Annotated in this window: 5 protein-coding genes; all 5 read right to left on the bottom strand. The window is 60.8% G+C overall.

Going from position 1 to position 5,203, the window contains the following annotated elements; all coding sequences use genetic code 11:
- Positions 1–91: 91 nt before the first annotated feature.
- Positions 92–1,099 (bottom strand): tyrosine-type recombinase/integrase, encoded by a 1,008-nt coding sequence (locus tag WB528_RS07420; protein WP_423887770.1) that lies wholly within the window; start codon positions 1,097–1,099, stop codon positions 92–94.
- Positions 1,096–2,028 (bottom strand): tyrosine-type recombinase/integrase, encoded by a 933-nt coding sequence (locus WB528_RS07415; RefSeq protein ID WP_423887769.1) that lies wholly within the window; start codon positions 2,026–2,028, stop codon positions 1,096–1,098. Before WB528_RS07415 ends, WB528_RS07420 begins: the two co-directional genes overlap by 4 nt.
- On the bottom strand, positions 2,025–3,191 hold the full coding sequence (locus WB528_RS07410) for a site-specific integrase (RefSeq protein ID WP_423887768.1): 1,167 nt from the start codon (positions 3,189–3,191) through the stop codon (positions 2,025–2,027). Before WB528_RS07410 ends, WB528_RS07415 begins: the two co-directional genes overlap by 4 nt.
- A gap of 564 nt (positions 3,192–3,755) precedes the next feature.
- Positions 3,756–4,952: an IS91 family transposase gene (locus tag WB528_RS07405; protein WP_423887767.1), complete on the bottom strand. Its 1,197-nt coding sequence runs from the start codon at positions 4,950–4,952 to the stop codon at positions 3,756–3,758.
- Positions 4,953–4,962: 10 nt separating this feature from the next.
- The coding region (locus tag WB528_RS07400; RefSeq protein WP_423887766.1) for a tyrosine-type recombinase/integrase at positions 4,963–5,203 on the bottom strand (241 nt) is incomplete at its 5' end.

Raw genomic sequence — 5,203 nt, 5'->3', positions numbered from 1 at the left:
CCGCATTTATGTGTCGGGCGCGATTATGTGGCGGCTCGTTCCATCGGCGCGCAATTCGGCGGTAATGCCGACCTTTGCCGCCACATAATATTCAGATCCGTTCCAGCAGCTGCAGCACCGTATCCTTGGGTTTGAAACGCGCCGGTTGCTTACCCGAGACACCTGCCTTATCCAGCCCGCGGCGCATCATCTCGACGTCCGCAGCGGCGTAGCGATGCGTGGTGGCGACTTGCGAGTGCCCCAACCAAGCCTGGATAGTCAGAAGATCGACCCCGGACTGTAACAACGTCATCGCGAGCGAGTGTCGCAGAACATGGGGCGAGATGGATTTACGCGCGAGTTCCGGTGTGTTCGCCGTGGCTGCGGCGACAGCCCGCCGAACGATGTGCGTCGCGCCGAAACGCGTCAGGCGGGTCCCATGGGTGCCGACAAAGAGTGGACGTGCTTCATGGGGACCAACCTCACGCTCGCGCATTACCGACTTCAACGCTTTGACGAGGTCGCCGGGCATCGGCACGATCCGCTCCTTGCGGCCCTTGCCGCGCAGGAGCACCTGTGGTCGCGGGCGATCCAACTGAAGATCGCAGGCATTGAGGCCAATCGCCTCAGATACCCGTGCGCCAGTGCGTGCCAGGAACAGCAGTAATGTTCGATCGCGGCGGCCGCGCGCCGTTCGCTGATCTGGTGCGTCAATAAGAACATCAAGTTCATTCCGCGAGAGATGATGCGTGATCTCGGTGTGCGATCTTTTCACCGGAATGGCGAGGATGCGCTGTGCGATGCTCAGCGAGGCAGGATCGTTTGCGGCCACATGGTGAAAAAATGATCGGATCGCCGTCAGGCGGGCGTTGCGTGTCTGGATCGTGTTCTTCCGCTTCTGCTCAAGCTCGTCCAGAAATGCGAGAATGAGATCCCGGTCGATATCCTCGACCGCCAATGAACACGGCTTGCGCCTGGTGTGTTCGGCGGCGAAAAGGACCAGCATGCGCAAGGCGTCGCGGTAGCTGGCGATCGTCGAGGGGCTTGCGTTCCTTTGCTTGGCCAAGCGGTTGCGGAAGAAAGACTCAAGCAGCGTTGCCAGCGATGGATGTGCGCTCATGAGGCGCCTCCATCGGCGAATGCGCGATCGGCGGCCATGCCCAGCAGTTCCGCCGTGCCCGTCACGTAATAGGCAGTGTCGGTATAGCGGGCATGGCCGAGATAAGTTGCCAGCAAGGGCAACAGTGCCTGGACGTCGGCCTTCTCCCGGTGCCAAGCGGCAAGACGTGTGACGGCGAAGCGATGCCGCAGATCATGTGGTCTTAAGGCCTTGCCACTGTCGAGGCCGGCAATCTTGCAGGCCGCACCGAATGCAATATGGAGCCCAGCCGGTGACAGCCGATTGCCGCGCGAGCTGAGGAAAAATGCGGAATCCCTCGGCACCGGAAATGCCGCATCTCGATGCCGGGCGTAGATGCGTAAGGCGGCCAGCGTCGTCGTGTGAACGGGGACCAGGCGATCCTTGCGGAACTTGGTCTTCCGGATGTGCAGGATGCCGTCGGCGAGATCGACATCGGTGCGATTGAGGCGGAGCGCTTCGCCGGAACGCAGGCCCGTGCTCGCCAGCAATCCGACCAACATCGTCAAAGTTAGTCCCCGCTGGGGATACCGCGGCGAAACGCGACTGCTGGCCGAAATGAGTGATCCGAGCTCCTCATCACTGAGGATGCGCGCTGGTGGAATGGCGCGGGATCTGGGAAGCTCACGAGGATCAAGCGCTTCGGTCCGCGCATCGTAGATAGCGAGATGCTCGCAAAAGCGCCGGAGGATCCCATGGTTGATGGCGCGACCATTGGCCGTCCCCTCCCATGAAAAAATGAACTTGATCGCCATGTCCCGCGTGAGGGGGCCGTCAAGCTGTCCGGCCCCCACATATCGCGCCAACCGCCTCAATATCGCGGACGACTTCTCGAACTCATATCCGAGCGAGCGACGAAGCGCGATGTAGCCTTCCACCCTGTCGGCCAGCAGTTTGGCGAAGGTGCTCATTTGGCGCCCCCCGGAAAGGGCAGAGCGACATCGGCGAGCTGCGGCAGCGCTACCTTCACATAAATGGCGGTGGTGTCGATGCTCCGATGGCCCAGGAGATCCGCGACCTCGTTGATCGGACGTCGTTGTTTGACGAGCTGCGTCGCCAGGCTATGGCGCACGAGATGGGCACCGGCCACGCGCGAAAGCTTGATGCCGGCTCGCTCCAATCGAGATCGCACGATCCTCGATATGGGCGAACTGGACTTGAACGGACCCACGGGCGGTACATAGGACAGAAAGACCCGCTGACTGTCGATCTTGGGCCTGGCGTGCAGTATATAATCAGCGAGCGCTTCACCCGTTTCCTGCAAAAGTGGCACGAGCCGATCGCGCCCCGTCTTGGTCCGGCGCACCAACACTTCGGCGGCGCGCCAGTGAATATCGTGAAGCTCAAGCGATCGCAGCTCCTTGTTGCGCAGCCCGGTGGTGGCGAGCAGAAGCAGGAGCGCGCGGTCACGCACGCCCGATGGTGTCGTCACGTCGATGGCACCGATTGTGCGTCTGACATCCTCCCATGGGAGTCTCGGAGGCAAGTGTGCCAGCCGCCAGCAGGGTGTTCGTGGAACGAACCGGGCAAGATCTTGGCTATTGAGGTCGGACCACCGCAGAAACCGCAGGAAGGTGCGCGTATATGAGGTCGTCGAGGTCCGCGTGTAATCATTGGTCGACAGCGACAGAAGGTGCTCGACAAGGGCAAGCACATGCTCGCCCGTCATCGCGGCAAGGGGCTGACCCGGAACCTGGTCATTGTACCAGACAAGGATCCGGCGTGCGGTCACAAGAAGCCCCTCACAGGTCTTACGCTCCAAGCCCTGCACTCGCCGCAGGTGATCCAGGAAGGCCGCAAGTAATGGGCCATAGGGATCCGGCATCGCATGACACGGGATGGAGAATCGTTCAGGTGCGACCCGCCGCGCGTGCTCAATTGCCGTTCGCGCGGCAATGCGGGGCGATGCTGTCGGCAAGCTTTGCATAAACCGATCGATGATGGTCTGATCGATCTTTGCCGTCCGGCTATTGCGAATGACGAAATCGCTAAACTTGGCGAGCCGACCGATATAGAGCTTGGCCGAGGCGCGCTTGTAACCGATCTCAGAAAAATGCGCGGCGATGCGGTCCATCTCTTCGCCAAGCGCCCCGCTCCGAAGGCGCCGGAGCACCCCCCGATATTTGAAATACAAATCCAACATGGCCCTCTCCCCATTGCGGGCGTGCCAGGAACATCCCGAGCCCGCTGGAGAGGTGACCAGATATTATGTGGCGGCAAGGGCCGGCATTACCGCCGAATTGCGCGCCGATGGAACGAGCCGCCACATAATCGCGCCCGACACATAACGCAGAGCGTTTTTAGCCCGGCGGCGCGGCCACTGGCAGCGCGGTTGAGCGCAGGATTCTGATCCGCGTCGGTGGGCTAAAAACGTGTTGGACAGAACCGCGGGGCACTGCATCGCCCCGCTATGGGCATTGCAACCCGGCAAGGAGGTGCGGGAAGGCGAAAATCCTGTCGCGAAGCGAGGGAACAAGAGTGTTGTGCGTGAGTCGTGGGGGGTGGGACAAGTTAGTGAAGTGCGAGAAGATGGAAAATTGCCTTCGAAAATTGACATCAGGTTGCGCGCGGCGATGTCGCCCCGTTCGCGTGATCGCGCAAGGTTGATCGACGTATGTTGGTGAGATCCCGGCGGCGGTCATGAGGTATCCATGCGTGGCGTGCGACATGGGGCGCATTCGAACCTTTCGATGACGATCATGGTGCCGTGGTGACACTGGGGGCAGGTCTTCAGCGACACGCCGGTAATCTCTTCGTAACGGTCACGGTAGTCTTTTTTGACCTCAAGGTTGGGAGCGGGCGGCGGGATTTGCAGAAGCTGCCGGCACAGTGCGAGCTTCTCTGCCCGGTATCGATTGGCGAGAAAGCCGTAGTAGCGAATACGCTGAAATCCTTCGGGCAGAACGTGGAGCAGGAACCGACGGATGAACTCGTCGGCGACGAGCGTCATGGTCTTGCGGCGGCTGTTGTCGCGATAGTCCTTCCAGCAAAACTGAACCTTCCCGTCGTTCAACCCGAGCAGCCGGTCGTTCGAGATAGCAACCCGATGGGTGTATCGTGCGACGTACTTGAGGACTTGCTCCGGTCCGCCGAAAGGTGGCTTGGCGTAGACCTTCCAATTTATTTTCCTGGTGGGAGCGATGTGGCGCAAGAAGGCGTGTCGCGTGCGAAGTGGTTCCAGGGAGGAAAAGAACTGCAACTCTCCGGCATCGAAGGCCTGCACCAGATAATTGAGGAACAGTCGACGGAACAGAAGCCTCAACACAGGAACGGGAAGGACGTAATTCGGCCGGCAGGAAATCCACCGCGTGCCGTCCGGTGAAATGCCCCCACCGGGAACCACGCAATGCAGATGGGGGTGGTGGAGAAGAGCCTGTCCCCATGTGTGGAGTACCGCGAAGAATCCGATCTGCGCCCCCAGATGCTTGGGATCGGCCGCAATGGTGCGCAATGTCTCGCTGGTCGCCCGGAACAGAATGTTGTAGACGACGTCCTTATTCTGAAGGGCAATGGTTGCGATTGGCTGCGGCACAGTGAAGATCACATGAAAGTACTGGGTGTCGAGAAGCTCGGATCGACGATCATCCAACCATTGGGCGCGAGCCAGCGAGTGGCATTTTGGGCAGTGGCGATCACGGCACGAATTATCACAGATGCGCTGGTGGCCACAGCGATCACAGTGCTCGATGTGGCCGCCAAGCGCCGCGGTTCGACACAGCTCAATGGCGCTCATGACGCGACGCTGTGCGGTGCATAGCGAGGCGCCATGACGCTCACGATAGGCTTCGCCGTAGCGGCGGAACACATCCGCGACTTCCGGCCCGGAGCGGGCCACCGGCTCCAACTCAGAAGTGTTTTGGCGGTATCGGCTTCGGCTCCGCGGGAACCAGATGCGGCAGCAGGTCCAGGGGGCTGGACGTGGCGCAGACCTTGCTCGTAGCTATTCGCAAGTACTTGGCGGTGGTAGCCAGGCTGCGATGACCAAGCAGCAGCTGAATGGTCCGGACGTCGGTGCCAGACTCGAGTAGATGTACCGCAAAGGCGTGGCGTAGCGAATGCGGTGTGACAGGCTTGGATAGGCCGGAG

Source organism: Bradyrhizobium sp., assembly GCF_049586575.1.
In the GTDB taxonomy this organism is placed as follows: domain Bacteria; phylum Pseudomonadota; class Alphaproteobacteria; order Rhizobiales; family Xanthobacteraceae; genus Bradyrhizobium.
The sequence above is the reverse complement of the archived record's forward strand: the minus strand, read 5'-3'. Positions and strand labels throughout refer to the sequence as shown.